Here is a 20,915-nt window from a genome sequence, read left to right as displayed (position 1 = left end):
ATTCCCGTCATCTCCCCTACCGCCTAGCCCATGAAAAACCCCCTGCCAATTCATTTCATCCCCTTGACTGGCGCCCATCGCCGCGCTGACAGGCAGGCGCCATGACCCGGCGCTGGGAACTCGATGCGCTGCGCGGCCTGATGCTGGTCCTGATGACCGTCACGCACCTGCCGACGCGCCTGAGTTCGCCGCTGGGCCAGCCCTTCGGCTATGTGTCCGCTGCCGAGGGTTTTGTGCTGCTGTCGGCCTACATGGCTGGCATGGTGTATGGCCAGATGGCAAACAGGAAAGGCATCGACGCCATGCGCCTGGCTTTCTGGCGGCGCGCGCTCAAGGTCTATGCCTGCCATGCCGCGACGCTGCTGTTTTTATTCACGGTGATCGCGGCGGTCGGGCTGCGCATCGACGAGCCTGCCGTCAAGGACCTGATCTCGTATTACCTGGCCCATCCGCTGCCGGCGCTGCTGGCGGGCCTGCTGCTGATCTACAAGCCGCCGCTGCTCGACATCCTGCCGATGTACATCCTGTTCATGCTGGCCAGCCCGTGGGTGCTGGCCCATGGGCTGCGCGGCGGCTGGCGCACGGTGATGGCCGTGAGCCTGGGCCTGTGGGTGCTGGCCCAGTTCGGCCTGGGCCAATGGGTGTACGACAGCACCGTGGCCTTGACCGGCCTGGCCGTGCCGTTTCACGAGACCGGCGCATTCAGCACGTTTTCCTGGCAGTTCCTGTGGATCCTGGGCTTGTGGATGGGCGCCAGCCGGACCGAGGCCGCGCCGCTGCCGTTTGCCTTTCCGCGCTGGGCAGTTGCACTGGCCGTGCCGGTGGCGCTGGCCTGCATGGTGTGGCGGCATGCGGTCGGGCAGGCGCCTTTCCTGTCGAACGCCAGCCTGAACCTGTTGTTCGACAAATGGCTGCTGGCGCCGTTGCGCCTGCTTGATTTGTTTGCGCTGATGGTGGTCACAATCCGCTTCGGGCCTGCGCTCATGCGGCGCATGCCGCGCTTGAGTGCGCTGGAAACGCTGGGCGCGGCGTCGCTGCCGGTGTTTTGCGCGCACCTGGTGGTCGTGCTGCTGGTGCTGGCGTTCTTTGGCGCCGATCCGGCCAAACACCCGGTGTGGCTCGATGCGCTGGTGGTGGCCGCCAGCTTTGCCGCCTTGTATGCCGTGGCGCGGCTCACCGTGCGGCTGAACGCGCACGACGCTGCTGAAAAAACTAGCGGCCCACCGCCACGGACGCGTGCTGCGGGAGCGGGTCCGTCTGCGCCGCCGTCATAGCCGGCGCCACGGACAGGTCGGCTGCAATCACCGATTGCCAGAGCCGGTAGCCGGCCTCGTTCAGGTGGAGCCGGTCGGCCAGGAACAGCTCGGGGCGCGGCAGGCCGTCGGCCGTGAGCATGGGATTGAAGATGTCGATGTAGCGCGCGTTCGGCACGGTCTGCACATAGCGGGCCAGCAGGGCGTTGGTTTGCCTGATCTGGGGAAGCAGCGCGAGCCGCAAGGGGCTGGGCTTGATCGAGATGTAGCTGATGCGGGTGTCCGGCAGTTCAGCGCGGACGCTGCGCACGAAATTCGCAAAACTGCGCAGCACGCCGTCGGGCGTGCGGCCCTCGGCCAGGTCGTTGTCGCCCGCGTAGACCATGACATGCCGGGGCTTGTACTGGAGGACCAGTTCGCGCACCAGCGCATTGCAGTCGCGCATGGTCGAGCCGCCAAAACCCCGGTTGAGCAGAACGGGCACTTGCCGGAAATCCTGCGACAGATCGGGCCACAGGCGAATCGTCGAGCTGCCGACGAACAGCACGCCGTCGCTGGCCGGGCGCTGCTGTTTGTCGGTCAAGGCAAAAGCGTCCAGGCTGCTCTGCCAGCGGGCATAGGCTGGCGCCGGCGCGACAGGCTGTGCCTGGAAGCTGTCAGCCGATAACTCGGACGGCAGGGGGATTTCAGCGAAGGCCGGCAAGGCGGCCGCGCCTGCAAGCGCCAGAAGCGCCAATCGATGGAAAAACGGAAGGCAGCGTTGCAAGGCAGGACGTGAATCAGGTGTCATGGGCATTCAAGAATCGGTTTTTGGCCAACAACCTTGGGTGCTGCTGCGGAATCAGGCGTTCGTGCAAGATTCAGCAGTCCGGATGATCGATTCGCCGGGCCAAAAAGGCGAAGGATGAGCGCTGGATGATAGCTGTTCAGTCGTCAATGCAGGCAGAAAAGCGCATGGCAGCCCCGTGAAAACTGTGTTTTTGTGGCGCCTGCGCCGCATCTGTGCGTCGCACGCTCGTGCTTGCCGCCAGTGGACATGCGTTGGAAAAAAAGCGGACCGAAGCCCGCTTTGCCGCTGCAACGCCATCAGCCGTCAGCCCAGGTCCACCGGAACGAAAATCCGGCTGTCGCCGCGCAAGATCAGCAGCGCCACCGATTTTTGCGATTTCGCCACGGCGCTACGCACCTGCTCGATGTTTTTCACCGCAACGCCGTTGATCGACAGCAGCACATCGCCCGCCTGCACGCCGGCCAGCGCCGCCGGTCCGCTGGCCTGCTGCACCACCAGTCCGCTGTCCACGCCGGTTTCCTGCTGTTCGTCAGGCTGCAGCGGCCGCAGCGCCAGGCCGAGCTTGCCCTGGCCGGGTGCGTCTTTCTTGCTGGCAACCTGCGCGGCCTTGTCGTCGGCATTGGCCAGCCGGGCGTTGATTTCCTTTGCCGCGCCCTGGCGCCAGACATCGAGCCTGACGCTGTCGCCCGGTACGGCCAGGCCGATCACCGCCGGCAGGTCTCCCGATGACACGATGGGCTGGCCGTTGACTTGGCGGATCACGTCGCCCGGCTGCAGGCCTGCCTTGTCGGCCGGGCCGCCTTTTTCGACCATGGAAACCAGCGCGCCTTCGGGCTTGTCGAGCTTGAAGGAGTCGGCAAACGCCTGGTTGACCTCCTGCACCGCCACGCCCAGCCGCGCATGCTCGACCTTGCCGGTGGCAACGATCTGGTTCTTGATCTTGTTCGCCACGTCGATCGGGATGGCAAACGACACGCCCTGGTAGCCACCGCTGCGCGTGTAGATTTGCGAGTTGATGCCGACCACCTCTCCGCGCGCGTTGAACAGCGGCCCGCCCGAATTGCCGGGGTTGATGGCGACGTCGGTCTGGATGAAGGGCACGGCGCTGTCGTCGGGCAGCGAGCGGCCCTTGGCGCTGACGACGCCGGCGGTCACGGTGTTTTCAAAACCGAAGGGCGAACCGATCGCCAGCACCCATTCGCCGACCTTCAGCTCGCTGGTCTTGCCCAGCGTGGCGACCGGCAGGTTGCTGGCCGCGATTTTCAGCACGGCAATGTCGGTCTTGGCGTCCGCGCCCAGCACCTTGGCGCGGAACTCGCGCCGGTCGGTCAGCTTGACGGTGACTTCCTTCGCGCCGCGCACCACATGGGCATTGGTCAGGATGATGCCGTCGGCGCTGACGATGAAGCCCGAGCCCTGGCCGCGCGTGGGCATGTCCTGCGGCGCGCCGGGTCCGCCCCGGCCTGCGCCCGGGTGCCCCTGGCCCTGCTGGAAGCGGCGCAGCAACTCGCCCAGCGGGCCGCCGGGCAGCGCGTCATCGCCTTCGTCGCCGCCGTCCTGCGCCAGCGGCGAGTCGCTGGACACCTTGGTGGTGCCGGTGACGCTGATATTGACGACCGATGGGCCGTAGCGCTCGGTGATCTGCGAAAAGTCGGGCAAGGCCATCGGCGTGGCGGCTGGTCCTGCTGCGACAAAGGCAGGCGGCGAAATGGCGGAGGCCGGCGTATGCACGGCGTTAAAGGCGCCAACCCCGGCGCCGCCGATGGCGCCGGCGGCCAGCAGGGCGGCGACCAGCCGGGTGTTTGTCAAAGCTGCGCATGTCATGAGGAAGTTCCTTGCATCAGATAGGGCACGCCTTGGTGCCGATGCAGCTAACTATGGGGACGCAGGCTTAGGCGAAACTTAAAGTTCGGCGCGCGGCGCGCCTGGTGCAAAACGCACCTCGACCTTCAGCCCGCCCAGGCGCGCCGATTCGCCCAGCGCCAGCACCGCGCCGTGCCGGTCGGCAATCGCCTTGACGATGGCCAGCCCCAGGCCGCTGCCGGTTTGCGGCGCCGCGTCGCTGGCGCGAAAAAAGCGGTCGAACACGCGTGAACGGTTTTCCGGCGCAATGCCCGGTCCGCTGTCTTCCACCAGCAGCACCGGACAGTCCTCCACCAGCGCCAGCGACACATCGACCTGGCCGCCCGGCGGCGTGTACTTGACAGCGTTTTCAAGCAGGTTGCGCAGCAGGATGCGAAGCGCCTCCAGCTGGCCGCTGACGGGCGGCACGGCCTGTGCTGGCAGGTTGCCGGCCAGCCCCAGGTCGATTTGTTTGTGCCGTGCCTGCGGCAAGGTGTCGGCCACGGCCAGCTGCACCACCTGCTGCAGATCAACCGGAACGGCGCTGGCCGGCGGCGCGGAACCGGCTTCCTCGCGCGCCAGCAGCAGCAGTTGCTCGACGCCGCGAATCGCCCGGTCTATGCCTTGGTTCAGGCGCGTGACGGCCGCTTCGCGCGCGGCGGGGTCGCTGTCCACGCGGCGCAGGGTTTGCGCCTGGAGCTTGAGCGCCGTCAGCGGCGAGCGCAGTTCATGCGCGGCGTCGGCGACAAAGTTTTTTTGCGCTTTAAAGGCATGGCGCACCCTGCCGAACAGCAAGTTCAACTCATCGACCAGCGGCCGCACCTCGTCGGGCAGGCCGGCGCCTTCGAGCGGCGAAAAATCATCGGCGGCTCGGCTGGCGACGACCTGGCGCGTGCGTTCGATGGGCGCCAGCGAGCGCTTGATGATCCACCAGACCGCCAGCATCAGCAGCGGCGTGAGCCAGGCAAAGGGCAGCACGGCGCGAAGTGCCAGCGCCCGCGCCCGGGCGGTGCGCGCGCTCAGGTCCTGCGCGATCTGCACGGTCTGCAGCGGCGTTTGCAGCGTGTACACGCGGTAGCGGTTGCCGTGCGCCTCGACGTCTGAAAATCCCAGCACCGCGCGCGGCGGCAGCGCCGAGCGGGTGGAGCGGAAAATCTGCGTGCCGTCCTGCCCCCAGATCTGCACGAACAGGTCGTAGCCCGGATCGTCTTCGGCCCCGGCCTGCGGCAGCCCGAGCGGAATGCCGCCGCGCAGCGAACGCGCCATCTGCTGCAAATGGTCGTCAAACATCGCGTCGGCCTGGCGCAGCGCGCCCCGGTAGGCGGTGACGGCCTGCAGCACGGCGGCCAGCAAGATCGCCACCAGCACGAACCACATCAGCCTCTTGCGCAGGGAATGCGTGCTGCTCATTCCCTGGGCACCACATAACCCAGGCCGCGAACGGTCTGGATGAAGTCGTTGCCGAGCTTCTTGCGAAGGCCGTGGACATACACCTCGACCGCGTTGCTGCTGACATCGTCCTTCCAGCTGAACAGCTTTTCCTCCAGCTGGGCGCGTGACAGCACCGCGCCGGGGCGGGCAATCAGCGCTTCGAGCACCGCCCATTCGCGTGCTGAGAGCAGCGCCGGCTGGCCCTGCACCGTGGCTTCGCGGGTGGCCGGGTTCAGGCTCACGCCCTTGTGGGAAAACACCGGCTCGCCCCGGCCGGCGCTGCGGCGCAACAAGGCGCGGATGCGCGCCAGCAGCTCGTCGATGTCAAAGGGCTTGACCACATAGTCGTCGGCGCCGGCGTCCAGCCCGGCGATGCGGTCGCCGACCGCATCGCGCGCCGTGGCGATCAGGACGGGAACATGGGCGCGCCGGGCGCGCAGGGCGCGCAGCACATCCAGGCCGTCGCGTTTGGGCAGGCCCAGGTCCAGCAGCACCAGGTCGTACTGTTCGCTTTTGAGTGCGCCGTCGGCCATGACGCCATCGCGCACCCAGTCCACCGCGTAATGCTCGGCGCGCAGCACCTGCAGCACGGCCTCGCCGATCATGGCGTCGTCTTCTACCAGCAGCAGGCGCATGGGGTTCCTTTTGAAAGTCGTGGGAGTCTGGCGGGTGTAGCTTAGACGGGGCTTAAAAACTGCGGCGCAAATTGCAGAGTGCCAAAGCTGGTTTTTTAAGGAAAAATGGTCGTTTGCGCGATACCTGTATGCATAGGCAGCTATTTTATTGATAGCGATTCAATGGCGCACGCACAGCGCCTTATCGTCCACGGTCACCGCTACCGACAGAATTAGGCATTTTTATAGACATCAAGTGATGCTAATATTTGTGCCTTAATTCATTTTTATGGAACATTCATCATGCGAACCACACTGTCCCTGGACGACGAACTGCTGGCCAAAGCCGAGAGTTACACCGGCCTGAAAGAAAAATCCGCCCTGGTGCGCGAAGCCCTGAAAGCCCTGATTGAACGAGAGAGTGCGCGCCGGCTGGCCTTGCTGGGCGGCACCGAGCCTGCGCTCCAGCCGATTCCCCGCCGTCCGTCGCAAGGCTGAGTCGGCATGGTTCTGGTGGACACCTCCGTGTGGGTCGAGCATCTGCAGCGCGGCAACAGCGAACTGGCCGGCCTGCTTCAGCGTGGGCAGGTGTTGTCGCATGCTTATGTTGTGGGTGAACTGGCCCTGGGCAGCCTGCAGCAGCGCGCCACGATCCTCGATGCCCTGCAAAACCTTCCCCAGGCCTGCGTGGCCAGCGCCGAAGAAGTGCTTGGTTTCATTGGCATCCATGCCCTGCACGGGTTGGGGATTGGGTATGTGGACGCGTGTTTGCTCGCCAGCGTGCGGTTAACGCCGGGTGGTGTGTTGTGGACGCTGGACAAGCGCCTGGCGGCAGCGGCGACGCGCCTGGGCGTGGCGGCTGGCTTGCTGCATTGAAGTGGCAAGTTGGAATCTGCGCTTCACTTTTTACCGTGGATTGCGTTTTACGCTTGAACCCTTCTTCGGAAATGCCATGACGATGAATCCGTCAGCGCTGACAACGCAATGAGGGGTGGATTCCCGTTAATCCTTCATGCATGAATGCACCCAGCTTTTCAAAGCGTCATTGATACGCGTTTGCCAGCCATCGCCTGACGCCCTGAATTTCTCCACCACCTCTACATCAAGGCGCAGCGTGACCTGCGTCTTGGTGCCGCTACCCAGTGGACGGCCACGGCGCACCTGGGGCTTGACCTGCTCCCATTCGGCATCCGTGAACGGCACGGCATCAAGGTCAGCCATTGCGGCAGTCGTGATGGCTGCGTCCTCGGCAGGCGTCGGCAGAATGGTTCCGGCTTTAAGTTTCGGCATAGCGTTTCACCTCTCGGCTGTCGGCTTTTCTCAAACTGATGATGCGGCGCTCGGTTGCTTGCTCTGGCGGGCGGTCCACAAACACCACGGCCATGAGGCGCAAACCTATGTAGCCCAGCGCCGCCATGCGTGGCTCGTCATAGTCGCGTCTCTGGTCGGGCCAGACCAGGGCAGTGCCCCATTCAAAACGCGCTGCATCCAGCAATGGAAAGCCATGCTCTGCCTGATTCGCAGCGTCTTTGACAGGGTCGAACGTCAGATTCATGATTTTTGTAGTTACGAATATTTGAAATACGAAAATTATTCGTAACTACGCTATTTCAAGAATACCGTTCAATCACCCCAGCCGCGCCCGGTGCCGTGCAATCTGCGCCCGCACCTGCGCCGGCGCCGTCCCGCCCAGGATGTTGCGCGCATTGAGCGAGCCGCGAAGGCTCAGCACGTCATACACGTCCTTTTCAATCGACGGGTTGAACTCCTGCAGCACGGCCAGCGGCAGTTCCGACAAATCGACCTGGTGCGTCGTCGCGGCCTTGACCGCGTGGGCGACGGTTTCGTGCGCGTCGCGGAAAGGCAGGCCTTTTTTCGTCAAGTAATCGGCCAGGTCGGTCGCCGTGGCATAGCCACGCAGGGCGGCGCGCTCCATCGCCTCGGGCTTGACGGTGATGCCGCCGACCATTTCGGCAAAAATCCGCAGCGTGTCCTTGAGCGTGTCCACGGTGTCGAACAGTGGCTCCTTGTCTTCCTGGTTGTCCTTGTTGTAGGCCAGCGGTTGGCCTTTCATCAGGGTGATCAGGCCCATCAGGTGGCCGACGACGCGGCCGGTCTTGCCACGCGCGAGTTCGGGCACGTCGGGGTTTTTCTTCTGCGGCATGATGGAACTGCCGGTGGTGAAGCGGTCGGCAATGTGGATGAAGCTGAAGTTCTGGCTCATCCACAGAATCAGCTCTTCGCTGAAGCGGCTGATGTGAATCATCGCCAGCGAGGCCGCTGCCGTAAATTCAATCGCGAAGTCGCGGTCGCTCACCGCGTCCAGGCTGTTCTGGCAGACCTGCGGCTGGCCGTTGTCATCGACCATTCCCAGCGTGGTGGCGACCCGCTCGCGGTCCAGCGGGTAGCTGGTGCCGGCCAGCGCGGCGGCGCCCAGCGGCAGGCGGTTGACGCGGCGGCGCACTTCGCCCATGCGCTCGGCGTCGCGGCTGAACATCTCGACATAGGCCAGCATGTGGTGGCCAAAGCTGACCGGCTGGGCGACCTGCAGGTGCGTGAAGCCGGGCAAAATCGCTTCGACGTTTTTATCGGCAATCTCGACCAGCGCTTTTTGCAGATCAAGCAGCAGGCCGCCGATCAAATCGATCTCGCCGCGCAGCCACAGGCGCACGTCGGTGGCGACCTGGTCGTTGCGCGAGCGGCCGGTGTGCAGGCGCTTGCCGGGGTCGCCCACCAGCTGCGTCAGGCGCGCCTCGATGTTCAGGTGAACGTCTTCGAGGTCGAGCTTCCATTCAAATTCGCCGGCTTCGATCTCGCGCGTGATCTGCGCCATGCCGTACTGGATGGCGTCATGGTCGGCCGGGGCGATGATGCCCTGGGCGGCCAGCATGTCGGCATGCGCCAGCGAGCCGGCGATGTCGGCCTGCCACAGGCGCTTGTCGAAGAACACGCTGGAGGTGTAGCGCTTGACCAGGTCGCTCATGGGTTCGGAAAACAGGGCGGACCAGGCTTGGGATTTCTTGTCGAATTGATTCATGGCGGGCTTTCTTGTGGGGCAGGCGCGGTGCGGGTGGGCGCGAGCGCTGGGTGGGGGCTGGGCCGGCGGCTGAAATAGTCTTCAGCGCGAGGGCCTGAAAGGCTTGACCGGTGCAATACTCATCCTGGCAATTTTATCTGCGCGCCTGCCTGCCTGAAAATCACCGCCTGACCGAACAATGACAACCCTTGCTTTCTTGATGAAGCCCAGCACTGCCTCACAAAACTTCGATGATTCCACCCTGCATGGCGGCTTGACGCCGTCCGATGCGCTGGTGGTTTCCTCGCCTTTCGCGCCGCGCGCCAGCCTGTTCGACGCCTGTCATGTGGGCGTCGTGCTGCGGGTCGTCCTGCTGGTGCAGGCGGTCGCCGGCGTGGGTGCGATGTTCGGCACCTCTACCCCGCTCGACTGGCTGCTGCAGTTTTCGCTGCTGACCGGCGGCGTGCTGCCTGCCACGCTGGCCTGGCTGATTGCGGTGTGCGCCTTCAAGGCCCGGCTGAACCGGCTGAAAGTTCCGGGGCAGTGGCTCGCCGGCACCGTCCTGGGCGCTGCTGCAGGGGTTTATGCCTGCGGCCTGCTGGCTTTGATGGGCATGCTGCCGGCGCCGCCGTGGTGGGCCAGCGGGGCAGCCGGCGTGCTGCTCTCTAGCCTGGTGCTGGCCGGCCTGTTCTGGCGCGCCAAGGCCAGGACGCCTGCGGCCACGGCTGCCCGGCTGGCCGAGCTGCAGTCGCGCATCCGGCCGCATTTTTTGTTCAACACGCTCAATAGCGCGATTGCGCTGGTGCGCGCCGAGCCGGCGAAGGCCGAGGCGGTGCTGGAAGACCTGAGCGAGCTGTTTCGCAGCGCGCTGGCCGATCCGGCCGAGTCGGTCACGCTGGGGCAGGAAATCGTGCTGGCGCAGCGTTACCTGGAGATCGAGCAGATCCGCTTTGGCGACAGGCTGCGGGTGCAGTGGAGCCTGGACAGCACCGCCGACGCGGCCCGGCTTCCGCCGCTGCTGCTGCAGCCGCTGGTGGAAAATGCCGTGCGCCATGGCGTGGAGCCCAGCGCCAGCGGCGCGGCCATCCGGATTTCGACCGCCCGGCGCGGCGGCGCGGTGGTCATCAAGGTGACCAATTCGGCGCCTGCCGGAAGCGGCCAGGCGGGCCACGGGCTGGCGCTGAGCAATGTGCGCGAGCGCCTGTTCCTGCTGCATGATGTGCAGTCACAGTTCAAGACGACCTGCAAGGACGGCCTGTTTCAGGTCAGGCTGGAGATTCCCCTATGAGCGCACTGAAGATATTGTTGGTGGACGACGAAGCCCTGGCCAGGTCGCGCCTGCGCGCCTTGCTCGGCGACTGCACCGAGCCGGCGTCGGTGGTGGCCGCCGAAGCCGGCGACGCGGTGCAGGCGATGCGCGCGCTGCAGCACCAGTCGTTCGATGCGGTGCTGCTCGACATTCACATGCCCGGCGCCGACGGGCTGGCGCTGGCCGGGCTGATCGCGCGCCTGCCCCGGCCGCCGGCCGTGGTGTTTGTCACCGCGCATGCCGGCCATGCGGTGCAGGCCTTTGAGCTGGACGCGGTGGACTACCTGACCAAGCCGGTGCGGCTGGAGCGCTTGCGCCAGGCGCTACAAAAAGTAGAGCGCACTATGCAAGCCAGTATTGCGCAAGAGCCCGAAAAAGTTCAGGAAACACTGCTGATCCAGGACCGTGGCCGCACCGAGCGGGTGCCGATTGGCGAGGTGTTGTTTTTCAAGGCTGAACTGAAGTACATCACCGTGCGCACCGCCGGGCGCAGCTACATCCTGGACGGCTCGCTCAGCGAACTGGAGGAGCGTTTTGGCAGCCGGTTCATGCGGATTCACCGCAACGCGCTGATTGCCAGGGGCGCGGTGCGCGCGCTGGAAAAGCATTTCGATCCCGAGGAAGGCGAGGGCTGGGCCGTGCGGCTCAATGGCCTGGAGGAGTTGCTGGCGGTGTCGCGCCGGCAACTGGGCGCGGTCCGGGACGCCATTGCCAGCTGATTTCGCCTGTGTCTCAAGGCCGAAGAATGATGCCTTCCCTGGCCGAGCCGGGCGTTTGCAACCGGTCCCTCCCGCCAATGTCGAGTTTCCGGGGAGGCGTCCTATGGCACTTGGCCGGTTTTTCGGGTGCAATACCTCAAACCGCCCGCCGTAGCTGACAGAATGCCGGGCACCACCACCACCCAACCCTCACGAGGATGACAAATGGCCGAAGAAACCAGGGCGGACGAGCCGGTCGTCGCCGAAACCGATGTCACGGTCTTTCCCGAGCCGGAACGGTTTTTGTTGCACATGCCGGTGGATGTGCGCAACGTGTCGCTGGTGGTTCTGGCCATCCTGGCCAGCCTGTTCGTGCTGCAGTGGGCGCGGGTCGTGCTGATTCCGATCATGCTCAGCGTGCTGTTCAGCTATGCCTTTTCACCGCTCGTCAACTGGCTGGAGAACCGGCGCGTGCCGCGCTGGCTCAGTTCGGCCGTGCTGCTGCTGGCCATCCTGGGCGGGATAGGCTCCGGCGCCTACCTGCTGCGGCTTGAAGCGGCGCAGCTGATCGAGGCCTTGCCGGCGGCGGCGCAAAAGCTGGGACAGGCGCTCAAGCCGAGCAGCGGAAAATCGGACAGCGCGCTGGAAACGGTGCAAAAGGCGGCCGCCCAGATCGAGCAGGCGACCCGCGAAAGCGCCGCCGTCACCGGACCCATCCGGGGCGCGACCCGGGTGGTGATCGAGGCGCCGCGCTTCAACATCAAGGACTACCTGTGGACCGGCTCCATCGGCCTGCTGGCGCTGATCGGACAAATCGCGGTGGTGGTGTTCCTGACCTATTTCCTGATGCTCTCGGGCGATACCTTCCGGCGCAAGCTGGTCAAGCTGGCCGGTCCGAGCCTGAGCAAGAAAAAAATCACGCTGCAGGCGCTGCACGAGATTGCCGGGCAGATCCAGCGCTACCTGCAGGTGCAGTTGCTGACCAGCCTGCTGGTCGGCGTGCTGACCGCAGGGGCGCTGATGTTCCTCGGGCTGGACAATGCCGCCGTCTGGGGCGTGGTCGCCTGCGTGCTCAACCTCGTGCCCTACATCGGCTCGCTGGTCACTGCGGCCGCCTCGGCACTGGTCGCGTTCCTGCAGTTCGGCTCGATCAACATGGCGATGGCCGTGGGCGGGGCTTCGATCGTGATCCACACGCTGGTGGGCAATCTGCTCACGCCCTGGCTGACCAGCCGCGCCAGCCGGCTCAGCCCGGTCGCCGTGTTCATGGGCCTGCTGGCCTGGGGTTGGCTCTGGGGGGTGTGGGGCCTGCTGCTCGGCATCCCGATCCTGATGATCGTCAAGTCGGTGTGCGACCGGGTCGAAGACCTCAAGCCCATTGGTGAATTCCTGGGGTCCTGAAACTTATTTCATCATCGGATATGCCTTTCGCGCAAACTGCACGGGCATAACCAGCTATTTTATTGATAGCACTCAGGCAACACTGGCGCTGCGCTGCCGCGCACCAGCAACACGGCCTTGGCGGGCAGCGTGTCCAGCCGCGTCCATTCGCCCCAGGCCAGTTGCCTGTCGGACACTGGCGCCGCGCCAGCCGGTTCGCGCAGCCAATGTACGGTGATGTCATGGCCCTGGAGCTGCAGGCGCAGCTCGACCGCCGGCCAGTGCGCGGGCAGGCGCGGCGACAGCGACAGGCGGCCCGGCTGCACCGCCAGGCCGAGCAGCGTTTCAAGCCCCGCCCGGTACAGCCAGGCGGCCGAGCCGGTGTACCAGCTCCAGCCGCCCCGGCCCACATAGGGTTCGGCGCTGTACACGTCGCCGGCCATCACATAGGGCTCCAGCTCATAGGCCGGGCCGCGCACGGGATGCGCGCTGCGGTGCGCCGGGCTCAGGTCTTCGAAGCTGCGCCAGGCGCCTTCGGCATCGCCGCTCAGCGCCTGCGCCATCAGCGCCCAGACGCCGGCATGCGAATACTGCCCGCCGTTCTCGCGCACGCCGGGTGGATAAGCCTGGATGTAGCCGGGGTTGTTGGCCGAGTCCCGCAATGGGGGGTCGAGCAGGCGCAGCAGGCCGGCTTTTTCATCGATCAACTGGTTGTTCAGCGCCAGCATGGCCGAGCGGGTGAAGGCCGGGGTCGAGGCGCCGGACAGCACCGACCAGGCCTGCGCGATCAGGTCGATGCGGCATTCGGCATTGGCGTCCGAACCGAGCGGCGCGCCGTTGTCGAAAAAGGCGCGGCGGAACCAGGCGCCGTCCCAGCCGGCGTCGTGCAATGCGGCGATCCAGCCGGTGCGCGCATCCTGCCAGCGCCGGGCGCGGGCATTGTCGCCGCGCCCGACGGCCACCGGCGCGAAGCCCTCGACCACGCTGCACAGAAACCAGCCCAGCCAGACCGACTCGCCGCGCCCCTCGTGGCCGACGCGGTTCATGCCGTCGTTCCAGTCGCCGGTGCCCATCAGCGGCAGGCCATGCGCGCCCAGCGCCAGGCTGCGGTCGATGGTGCGGGCGCAGTGCTCGTAGACGCTGGCCGACTGCTCGCTGGTCTGGGGTGCGTAATAGGCGTCTTCCGTGCCTTCGGGAATGGGCGGTCCGTCGATGAACGCCACGATCTCGTCAAGCACGCTGGCGTCGCCCGTGACCTGAAGGTAGTGGCTGCAGGCATAGGGCAGCCACAGCAGGTCGTCCGAAAAATGGGTGCGAACGCCTTCGCCGCCGGGCGCGTGCCACCAGTGCTGCACATCGCCTTCGGGAAACTGGCGCGAAGCGCTGAGCAAAATTTGCCCGCGCAGCCGCGCCGGGTCGGCCAGCGCCAGTGCCATCGAGTCCTGCAGCTGGTCGCGAAAGCCCGATGCGCCGCCCGCCTGGTAGAAGCCGGCCTTGGACCACAGGCGGCAGACCACCGTCTGGTAGAGCAGCCAGTGGTTGATGAGGGCATCGAAACGGGCATCTACCGTGCGGACCTGCACCTTTCCGAGCAGGCCGGACCAGGCGGCCTTGACGCCGGCCAGGGCGTCGGTGCAGGCCTGCTGCGTCCACCCGGCGGCCATCTGCTCGGCTTCGGCGGCATCGGCGGCATGGCCGAGGATGAAGCTGAAGGCCAGTTCTTCATTGCCGGCCAGCGAAAATTCGCTGGACAGGCAGGCGCAGGGGTCGCAACCGGTGCCGCTGCGGCCGGCCAGTGCGGCGGGCAGGAACAGCCGGCCGAGCGTGTCAAAAAATTCGCCCCGGTCGCAGGTCCATTGCAGGCGCCTTGATGCGCCCGCCAGGGCCAGGAACACCGTGCTGCCGCCATAGCCGTCGCGGGTTTCCTGCTGCCGGGCCATCAGCGCCGCCTGTTCCGCAGGCTTCCAAGTCTCCAGCGTGCGCCGCCGGCCGCGTGCGTCGCCCATCTGCCATTCGACTATGGCGACTGCGCGCAGACGCCGGCGCTTGCCGCCGTCCAGCCGCACCTTGACCTGGACAACCTTTGCGGCGGCCTGCATGTCGGCGAAAAAGGTGGTTTCCACCTGCAGTCCGTCCTGCATTCCCTGGAACACCGAATAGCCCTGGCCGTGGCGCACGCGCCAGCGGCTGTCGCTGGCTGCCAGCACCGAGGGCGCCAGCGGGAAAACCTGGTCGCTGTCGATGTCCTGCAGCAGCCAGTGCTCGAACGCCGGGTCGCCCACCGGATCGTTCGACCACGGCGTGAGCTGGTGCATGCGGCTGTTGCCGGCCCAGCTCATGCCGCTGCCGGTTTCCGACACCTGAAAGCCAAAGTCCGGATTGGCGATGACATTGACCCACGGACGCGGCAGATACTGGCCGCCCTGCAGGTCAAACCAGAACTCGCCGCTGGCCGGGTCGAACTGGCCGGCCCCTTGCACGGCTTCTGCGATGGCCGGCATGCCTTCGGGCTGAGTGGTCGCGGGCCGGCTTGAAAGCAGCGTTCCGCCGGCCAGGCTGGCCTGCTGGGCGGGCCAAACGCCGGCGCGCAAGGCAGACACCTGCATTTCCAGCCCCCGGCCGTCCGCCGTCAGAACCACCCGCGCCAGCCCGGCCAATGCGGCTTTTTCGGCGGCGGAGGTTTCGGGGTCGCGCAGCAGGTGAAAGCTCGATGACAGCTCGGCGCCCTTGGCAAAGCTGTTGCGCACGTGCTGCATCAGCCGGTCGCGCAGCGCCAGGATGTCGCGCTGCAGCGGCATGAGGTAGGAATTGGGCTCGCTGTTGAGCACCACCAGGTCCACCGCCAGGCCGCCGAAAGTCCACCACGGCTGGGCGCGCAGCAGGGCATGGACCAGCGGCAGCCCGCTGGCGCCTTGGATGCGCACCAGCACGATGGGCTTGTCGCCGGAAATGCCGAAGCGCCACAGCTGGCGCTGGTCCAGCGGGCCGGCCACGGCATTCAGCCGGGGCGTGCTGTACATCAGGGCGGTGGTCAGGTCCTGCACCGCCAGGTGTTCCTCGGGTGTCAATGTCAGGTCGCGCAGCCGGACCTGCGCCAGCGTGGCCGCCATCTGGGTGGCGCGCACGATGTGCATGGGCTGCAGGTACTTGTCGATGCGCGCGATCAGTTCGTCTTCCGTCTGCGCCGCCGCCGTGGCAAAGGTCAGGCGGGCCACGGCGCCGGGCGCCAGCCGCACGGTCAGGCGCAGGCTGGCCACCGGGTCCAGGCCGTTGATCGGGTTGCTGTCGGCGTCCATGGGCTGGTCCCCCAGCGCGGGCCGGTGCTGCGGCTGGTGGCGCCCGGCAAATACCCGGCGGTCGGCGATGCAATCGACCGACAGCAGGTCGGCATCGGCCTCGGCCAGGAAATGCGCGACCGCCATTGGCGGGTCGCCATGCAGGCGCGGCATGCGCTTGAGCAGCAGGGCGCGCCACTGCGGTTCCCAGCGGGTCTGCACGAACAGGTTGGAAAATGCCGGATGGGCTTCGTCGGCGCGCGGGTCCGCCAGCACCGCCTCGAAGCACGACACCAGTTCAACGACGCGCTCGGTCCGGCCGGTGTTGTGCAGCTGCACGGTGCGCAGTTCGGTGTCGTCCTCTGGGCTGACCAGCACGCTGATGCTGGTGTTCAGGCTCTCGCCCTGCGCATCGAACTGCACCCGGTCGGCCATGAAGCGCGCCTGGTAGCGCCAGCCCGGCAGCGGCGCCGGCGCGGCGGTCAGCGACCCGGTGCCTTCGTTGCCGCCCAGGTTCAGGTAGAAAAAGCAACCCTGGCTGTCGCGCAGCAGGTCGTCGCGCCAGCGGCTGATGCTGCGGCCCTGCCAGCGGCTGACGCCTGCGCCGCTGGCGCGCAGGGCCACGTTGTAGCGCCCGTTGGACAGCAGGTGGGTCGGTTTCCAGCCAAGCTGCAACGGGTTGACGTCGCGCGAATGGAATACCGGCGCGCTGCTGTGTACCTCTAGCAGGGGCGGCTGGCGCGGGCTGGCGCTTTCAATGATCTGGCGCGGCGTGCGTTCATGCAGCAGGGCTTCATGCGCGGCCACCTGGGGCTCGGCGCAGAACCAGCGCCGGGGTGCATCAAGGCACAGCACATTGCACAGCGCCACCAGCGACATGCCCTGGTGGTGCGCCATGAAGGTCTGGACGACGCTGAAGGCCTGCCTTTCGGGCTGGCGCGAGGCGGTGAAGTCGAGCGCCTCTAACATGCCCAGTTCGCCGCGCCCGCCCAGCGCTTCGAGCCGCCGCAGGTTGGCCGCCGACGCTGCCGGCTCAAACAGCGTGGCCAGCACGGTGGCGTAAGGCGCCACCACGCGGTCGGTCAGCGGCGTGCGCCGCATTGCCAGGCGCGGAACGCCAAAGGGCGAGTACTGGTAGGCCAGCGAATGGTCCTGCGCGAAATAGGCCGATTCGGAAATTCCCCAGGGCAGCTGCTGCTGCCGGCCAAACTCGCGCTGCGCGGCAATGGCCGATCGGGCCATGGTCTGCAGCAGGCCCTGCGCGGGCTCGCGCATCAGCAGCGACGGCATCAGGTATTCGAACATCGAACCCGACCAGGAAGCCAGCCCGGGCGCGCCGCCCACTGACAGGAACGGCCGGCCCAGCGCGATCCAGTGGCGCTTGGGCACGTCGCCCTTGGCAATCGCCAGAAAGCTGGTCAGCCGCGACTCGGACGCCAGCAGGTCGTAGTAGCTGCTGTCCAGCGTGTTGTCGTCAACCCGCAGGCCGATGTGGAAAAGGCGGCGCTTGGGGTCGTACAGGCCCTTGAAATCCATCGCCTCGTACAGGCTGGCGCAGCGTGCGGCCAGGGCGCGCAGCGCTGCCTGCGCCTGCCCGCCATCGGTGCCTTCCTTCTCGTCCTGCCGCGCCAGTTGCTGGCATGCCTGGCCCACGGCCAGCAGCAGGCCGGCCAGGTTGCCGCTGTCGACCGACGACACATAGGCCGGCAGAAGGACTTCGAGCGTGCGCGTGTCGTACCAGTTGAGCAGGTGGCCCTTATGCTTGGCCAGCTTGTCGATGCTGTCCAGCGATGCCTGGAGGCGCCGGATGACCTCGTCGGTACTGATCCAGCCAAATTCGCGCGCGCAGCAGACGGCCAGCAGGTACAGGCCGATGTTGGTGGGCGACGTGCGGTGCGCAAGCAGGGGGTCGGGAACCAGCTGCAGGTTGTCGGGCGGCAGGTGGTTGTCGCCCGGCCCGACGCTGCGCTCGAAAAAGCGCCAGGTGTCGCGCGCCAGCGCCATCAGGTAGCGCTTGTCTCCGGCATGCAGCGCATGCTCCGCGCTGGCCGGGCGCGGCTGGCTGGCCCACCATGCCGCGATGGGCGAGGCGCCCCAGAAGAGAAACAGGAAGATGCCGGCCCACGGATGCGCCGCCCAAGGCGCTGCCATGGCCAGCGCGGCACACAGCAGGGACGCCGCCGCATGCTGGTGAACGAACACGAAAAGCTCTTTGCGCGACGCCGATTGCGCCTGCGCCGCGGTGGTCCACTCCATCAGCCGGCGGCGGCTGACGCTCATGCGCCAGATGGAGCGCAGCGCGGCATCGAGCAGCAGCACCGACTGCGCCGGTATCTGGCTGAACTGCCAGGCGGCGGCGCCCAGGGTGACGCGCAACTCGGCGCGTCCGCCCTTGAAAAAGTGGCGCCAGGCAATGCCGGCGTGGGTCGGCACCAGGCCCGCCAGCGCGCCCAGCAGCGGCCCGGCCAGCAGTGCGGCAATGACCGCCAGAAATGCGGTGCCCAGGGGCAATGCGCCGGTGAAGATCACCCAGACCAGCAGTGCGAACGCGGCAGGCAGCACCAGCGAGCGGCGCAGGTTGTCCAGCATTTTCCAGGCGCTGAGCGCATCGATGCCGTAGCGCCCGGCGTTCCAGAGCAGCGGAATCAGCTGCCAGTCGCCGCGTGTCCAGCGGTGGTTGCGCGATGCGGCCACGCCGGCATGGTGCGGCGGGTCTTCGACCAGCATCACATCGCTGACAAAGCCGCAGCGCGCCATGCTGCCTTCGAGCAGGTCGTGGCTTAGCACCGTTTCATCGGGCAGGCGCTGGTTCAGCACGGCATGCAGCGCCCTGACATGCAGCAGGCCCTTGCCGCTGAAGCTCCCGGTGCCGAACAGGTCCTGATAGACATCGGAGACGCCGCTGCTGTAGGGGTCGATGCCGCACTGGCCGGCAAACAGCCGGTGGTAGGCGGTGTCTTCCGAGCGGCCGGGCAGGGGCGTGACCACGCGGGGCTGCAGGATGCCGTAGCCGCTGACCACCCGGCGCAAACGGGCGTCCACCTTTGGCGCGTTCAGCGGATGGGCGGCAATGGCGACCAGCTCGCGCAGTGCGCCGGGTGGCAGGCCGGTATCGCTGTCCAGCGTGACCACGTAGCGGATGTCGCCAGCCAGCCGCAGGGGCGCGGCCAGCGGCACGAAGCCTTCCATGCTGCCAGTGGCCAGCAGGCACATCAGCTGCTCCAGCTTGCCGCGCTTGCGTTCCCAGCCAAGCCAGCGCTGCTGGGTTTCGCACCAGCTGCGCGGGCGGTGAATCAGCAAAAAGCGCGGCGGTCTGCCTGTGCCTGCCGGGTAGCGTGCGTTCAGCGTTTCCAGCCGGGCCAGTGCATCGTGCAGCAGGCCGGCATCGCCGGGCAGGCTGGCTTCGGGCGCATCGACCCAGTCGGTGAGCAGGGCAAACTGGGCTTCGTTTTCCCGATTGGCCAGCCAGTGAAACTCCAGCTGCTGCAGCAGTTCCTCGCTGGCCTGCGTGGACGCGAGCAGCGTCGGGATCACCACCAGCACCCGGTGCTCGGGCGGAATGCCGGACGCAAAGCCAAGGCGCGCCAAGTGCTGGACCTTCAGCGACTCGGCAATCAGGCGATGCACGAAAGCCGAAGCGGCCTCGAAAGCCGGACCGGCCAGCAGGAACAGCGCCACCAGGGTCTGCCAGCGGTGCCAGTCGGCATGGCGCGTTGCCAGCACCACCATCACCAGCGTCGCCAGCGTGATGCAGCCGATGTACAGGCTCAGCCGCCACCGGCGCCAGTTCAGGCGTTGCCGGGCGCGCTGCGCCGGCATGTCCAGGGCGGCTTCCAGGCGGGCACGGCCATCGCCCATCAGGTAAAAGCCTGCGGTTCGCTCGGCAGCGTCCGCCGCCAGGTCGCCAGGCACCGCCTGTGCCGCCGTCACCACCGCCTGGGCCACCGCATGCTCGGTTTTTCCGCTGTCGCGCGCCAGCTGCTCCATGGCACGGGTGATCTGCTGGCGCGTGCTTTCGCTTTCGCTGGCAAAGCCGGGCAATTGCCGCAGCACCTGCAGGGACCGGCTGACGGGCTCGATCAGCTCGACCCAGTCAATCTGGCCAATCACGCGCAGGGTGGTGATGATGTTGCCAACGGTCAGGTTGGACGCGACCTGGGCGCTCTGGCTTTCCAGCATCAGCGCATGGCCGTCAGGGCAGTTTTTCTCGATCCAGCGCACCATGGCGGACGAGTCGCCTGAAAGCTCGGTCGGCAGGCGCTGCCAAAGCTGGGTCTGGTAGCTGCGCTGCACGCCGCGCTGGCGCATCAGGCTGTTGATGGTGTCCAGGTCCGCCTCGTCCAGCCCTTGCCCGCTGTCCCAGACCGCATGGGCGACTTCGCGCGCCAGTTTGCTGCGCGCAATGTCGTCGGCCATGCGGCGCAAGTTTTCCAGCAGCACCACCCGCAGCGTCGTCGGCAGGGCCCACAGTTCGCTCAAGCGCAATTCGCTGCAGCTCTGGTAGGCATTCAGGAAGGCGGTGAACACTTCCGGGTTCAGCACGCTGTCGGTGTGCGCCACGTAAGCCCAGGCAATACCGTACACGCGCGGCAGTCCGCGCAGCGGCAGCACGGCCAGCTTGGGCAGCCGGGCGTAAAACCGGCGCGGCACGCCTTCGCGGATTTGCTGCAGCTGCGCTTCGATCAGCGGGAAATTGTCCAGCAGCCATTCGGCTGCCGGTGTGGCGTAGTGGCCGCCGTGCGAGGTCAGCGCGACATAGTCGTAGGCAACGCGCAGTGCCGCCAGGTTTTCTTCAACGCGTGGAAAGAAAGGGGCGTGACGCACCGACTGGGCATCGGTTTCAACGACCTGCGCCTGCGCCAGGCTGCAGCCGTGCTCTTCGAAACGCTGGATACCAAACAGCTCCGCGCGGATCGGTGGTTCGGCGGGTCCTTCCTGCGACAGCAGGAGTTCTCTGGAATGGGTGCTGAGCGTTGCAAGCCGGTCTAGTACGGCAGGATTCACCCGGTCAAGCCATGGTCAGCAGGCCCAGACCGATCAGGCCCAGGCTGCACACCACCAAAGCGGCACCGGTCGTGACAAGCCTGGAGGCAGTGACGGCATGCAGGCTTTCAAGCCGGGTGCGCAGGGTAAAAAACCGGCCGCGCGAACGTTGGCAGTCGGTCATGTGCGAGGCAAGCGCCATGAAGTCGCTGGACACCAACTCGTTACTCAGGGAGAGGCGGTGAGCAGACTGTGCATGGGAAGGGGTCATGGGTCAGGTCCTCTCGAAAGTTGGGTGCTCTTGACGCGCTAAAAGCGCGAAAT

15 protein-coding genes are annotated in these 20,915 nt (G+C 66.5%); 6 read left to right on the top strand and 9 right to left on the bottom strand.

The features are described from left to right. Positions 1–101 precede the first annotated feature (101 nt). The gene (opgC, locus tag EC86_RS0110395; RefSeq protein ID WP_051675834.1) at positions 102–1,274 is read left to right on the top strand and encodes an OpgC domain-containing protein; all 1,173 of its coding nucleotides are present in this window, start codon (positions 102–104) and stop codon (positions 1,272–1,274) included. On the opposite strand, the gene EC86_RS26075 is transcribed toward opgC, so the two are convergent. From EC86_RS26075 to EC86_RS0110370, 4 genes are all read right to left on the bottom strand, one after another. Continuing rightward, complete coding sequence (locus EC86_RS26075) at positions 1,213–2,043, bottom strand: SGNH/GDSL hydrolase family protein (RefSeq protein ID WP_051676150.1); 831 nt, start codon at positions 2,041–2,043, stop codon at positions 1,213–1,215. The two genes, opgC and EC86_RS26075, sit on opposite strands and share 62 nt — an antisense overlap. Positions 2,044–2,346: 303 nt before the next feature. Next, positions 2,347–3,867 carry a Do family serine endopeptidase gene (locus tag EC86_RS0110380; protein WP_029525574.1) on the bottom strand — a complete coding sequence of 507 codons (1,521 nt, stop codon included), beginning with the start codon at positions 3,865–3,867 and terminating at the stop codon, positions 2,347–2,349. Between the two features lie 78 nt (positions 3,868–3,945). After that, positions 3,946–5,295, bottom strand: coding sequence for an ATP-binding protein (locus EC86_RS0110375; RefSeq protein WP_029525573.1), 1,350 nt, complete (start codon positions 5,293–5,295; stop codon positions 3,946–3,948). After that, the gene (locus tag EC86_RS0110370) at positions 5,292–5,951 is read right to left on the bottom strand and encodes a response regulator (RefSeq protein ID WP_029525572.1); all 660 of its coding nucleotides are present in this window, start codon (positions 5,949–5,951) and stop codon (positions 5,292–5,294) included. The genes EC86_RS0110375 and EC86_RS0110370 overlap by 4 nt, the downstream gene beginning before the upstream one ends. A gap of 282 nt (positions 5,952–6,233) precedes the next feature. Here EC86_RS0110370 and EC86_RS0110365 point away from each other — a divergent pair, with 282 nt between their 5' ends. After that, entirely contained in the window at positions 6,234–6,428 is a 195-nt protein-coding gene (locus tag EC86_RS0110365) for a type II toxin-antitoxin system VapB family antitoxin (RefSeq protein ID WP_029525571.1), read from the top strand. Between the two features lie 6 nt (positions 6,429–6,434). After that, entirely contained in the window at positions 6,435–6,806 is a 372-nt protein-coding gene (locus EC86_RS0110360; RefSeq protein WP_029525570.1) for a type II toxin-antitoxin system VapC family toxin, read from the top strand. 126 nt (positions 6,807–6,932) lie between these two features. On the opposite strand, the gene EC86_RS0110355 is transcribed toward EC86_RS0110360, so the two are convergent. From EC86_RS0110355 to argH, 3 genes are all read right to left on the bottom strand, one after another. Continuing rightward, positions 6,933–7,220: a BrnA antitoxin family protein gene (locus EC86_RS0110355; protein WP_029525569.1), complete on the bottom strand. Its 288-nt coding sequence runs from the start codon at positions 7,218–7,220 to the stop codon at positions 6,933–6,935. Beyond that, positions 7,207–7,485, bottom strand: a complete 279-nt coding sequence (locus EC86_RS0110350) for a BrnT family toxin (RefSeq protein ID WP_029525568.1) — start codon at positions 7,483–7,485, stop codon at positions 7,207–7,209. Before EC86_RS0110350 ends, EC86_RS0110355 begins: the two co-directional genes overlap by 14 nt. Positions 7,486–7,557: 72 nt before the next feature. Next, on the bottom strand, positions 7,558–8,967 hold the full coding sequence (gene argH, locus EC86_RS0110345; RefSeq protein ID WP_029525567.1) for an argininosuccinate lyase: 1,410 nt from the start codon (positions 8,965–8,967) through the stop codon (positions 7,558–7,560). A gap of 199 nt (positions 8,968–9,166) precedes the next feature. Here argH and EC86_RS0110340 point away from each other — a divergent pair, with 199 nt between their 5' ends. The 3 genes from EC86_RS0110340 (at position 9,167) to EC86_RS0110330 (ending at position 12,354) form a co-directional block, all read left to right on the top strand. After that, entirely contained in the window at positions 9,167–10,234 is a 1,068-nt protein-coding gene (locus EC86_RS0110340; RefSeq protein ID WP_029525566.1) for a sensor histidine kinase, read from the top strand. Beyond that, positions 10,231–10,974 (top strand): LytR/AlgR family response regulator transcription factor, encoded by a 744-nt coding sequence (locus EC86_RS0110335; RefSeq protein ID WP_029525565.1) that lies wholly within the window; start codon positions 10,231–10,233, stop codon positions 10,972–10,974. The genes EC86_RS0110340 and EC86_RS0110335 overlap by 4 nt, the downstream gene beginning before the upstream one ends. A 204-nt stretch (positions 10,975–11,178) precedes the next feature. Then, the gene (locus EC86_RS0110330) at positions 11,179–12,354 is read left to right on the top strand and encodes an AI-2E family transporter (RefSeq protein ID WP_029525564.1); all 1,176 of its coding nucleotides are present in this window, start codon (positions 11,179–11,181) and stop codon (positions 12,352–12,354) included. Positions 12,355–12,413: 59 nt separating this feature from the next. Here the strand turns inward: EC86_RS0110330 and EC86_RS0110325 are convergent, their stop codons facing one another. Beyond that, positions 12,414–20,612: a glycoside hydrolase family 94 protein gene (locus EC86_RS0110325; protein ID WP_029525563.1), complete on the bottom strand. Its 8,199-nt coding sequence runs from the start codon at positions 20,610–20,612 to the stop codon at positions 12,414–12,416. 4 nt (positions 20,613–20,616) lie between these two features. Next, positions 20,617–20,862 (bottom strand): hypothetical protein, encoded by a 246-nt coding sequence (locus tag EC86_RS0110320; RefSeq protein ID WP_029525562.1) that lies wholly within the window; start codon positions 20,860–20,862, stop codon positions 20,617–20,619. Positions 20,863–20,915: the final 53 nt, after the last annotated feature.

Source organism: Polaromonas glacialis (assembly GCF_000709345.1).
Taxonomy (GTDB): Bacteria; Pseudomonadota; Gammaproteobacteria; order Burkholderiales; family Burkholderiaceae_C; genus Polaromonas; species Polaromonas glacialis.
This window is presented reverse-complemented; position numbering and strand designations above follow the sequence as displayed.

Excerpts from the sequence above, each read along its gene's own strand:
- opgC (WP_051675834.1), top strand. The coding sequence starts at position 102 with ATGACCCGGCGCTGGGAACTCGATGCGCTGCGCGGCCTGATGCTGGTC.
- EC86_RS26075 (WP_051676150.1), bottom strand. The coding sequence starts at position 2,043 with ATGACACCTGATTCACGTCCTGCCTTGCAACGCTGCCTTCCGTTTTTC.
- EC86_RS0110380 (WP_029525574.1), bottom strand. The coding sequence starts at position 3,867 with ATGACATGCGCAGCTTTGACAAACACCCGGCTGGTCGCCGCCCTGCTG.
- EC86_RS0110375 (WP_029525573.1), bottom strand. The coding sequence starts at position 5,295 with ATGAGCAGCACGCATTCCCTGCGCAAGAGGCTGATGTGGTTCGTGCTG.
- EC86_RS0110370 (WP_029525572.1), bottom strand. The coding sequence starts at position 5,951 with ATGCGCCTGCTGCTGGTAGAAGACGACGCCATGATCGGCGAGGCCGTG.
- EC86_RS0110365 (WP_029525571.1), top strand. The coding sequence starts at position 6,234 with ATGCGAACCACACTGTCCCTGGACGACGAACTGCTGGCCAAAGCCGAG.
- EC86_RS0110360 (WP_029525570.1), top strand. The coding sequence starts at position 6,435 with ATGGTTCTGGTGGACACCTCCGTGTGGGTCGAGCATCTGCAGCGCGGC.
- EC86_RS0110355 (WP_029525569.1), bottom strand. The coding sequence starts at position 7,220 with ATGCCGAAACTTAAAGCCGGAACCATTCTGCCGACGCCTGCCGAGGAC.
- EC86_RS0110350 (WP_029525568.1), bottom strand. The coding sequence starts at position 7,485 with ATGAATCTGACGTTCGACCCTGTCAAAGACGCTGCGAATCAGGCAGAG.
- argH (WP_029525567.1), bottom strand. The coding sequence starts at position 8,967 with ATGAATCAATTCGACAAGAAATCCCAAGCCTGGTCCGCCCTGTTTTCC.
- EC86_RS0110340 (WP_029525566.1), top strand. The coding sequence starts at position 9,167 with ATGAAGCCCAGCACTGCCTCACAAAACTTCGATGATTCCACCCTGCAT.
- EC86_RS0110335 (WP_029525565.1), top strand. The coding sequence starts at position 10,231 with ATGAGCGCACTGAAGATATTGTTGGTGGACGACGAAGCCCTGGCCAGG.
- EC86_RS0110330 (WP_029525564.1), top strand. The coding sequence starts at position 11,179 with ATGGCCGAAGAAACCAGGGCGGACGAGCCGGTCGTCGCCGAAACCGAT.
- EC86_RS0110320 (WP_029525562.1), bottom strand. The coding sequence starts at position 20,862 with ATGACCCCTTCCCATGCACAGTCTGCTCACCGCCTCTCCCTGAGTAAC.